Source organism: Bradyrhizobium denitrificans, from assembly GCF_013179005.1.
GTDB lineage: Bacteria > Pseudomonadota > Alphaproteobacteria > Rhizobiales > Xanthobacteraceae > Bradyrhizobium > Bradyrhizobium denitrificans.
The window spans coordinates 205,581-205,894 of the sequence record NZ_JABFDP010000006.1; the positions used below are offsets into that span (position 1 = coordinate 205,581).

The 314-nt window shown below is 70.1% G+C and carries 1 protein-coding gene; it reads left to right on the forward strand.

What is annotated here, in order from left to right:
- Positions 1 to 7 precede the first annotated feature (7 nt).
- On the forward strand, positions 8 to 314 hold a 307-nt coding region (locus HL671_RS38285; RefSeq protein WP_246705830.1), incomplete at its 3' end, for a hypothetical protein.

Genomic DNA, 314 nt, shown 5'->3' on the forward strand with positions numbered 1-314 from the left:
AGCGCTGTTGAACTACCGGCACAGTGCGGCGGGCGGCGCTGCGGAGCAGGCTCAGTGGGAGGGGATCGAGGTCCTTCACGCGGAGGAGCGGACGAACTATCCGCTGGCGCTGTCGGTGGACGATCTGGGGGCTGGCTTTGCGCTGACGGCGCAGGTGGCGGCATCGGTCGCGGCGGAGCGGGTCTGTGCGTTCATGGCGACGGCGCTGGAGGGACTGGTCGCGGCGCTGGAGCGGACACCGGAGCGGCCGCTGCGGCAGATCGACGTGCTGCCCCAGACAGAGCGTCATCGTGTCCTGGTGGAGTGGAACGCGA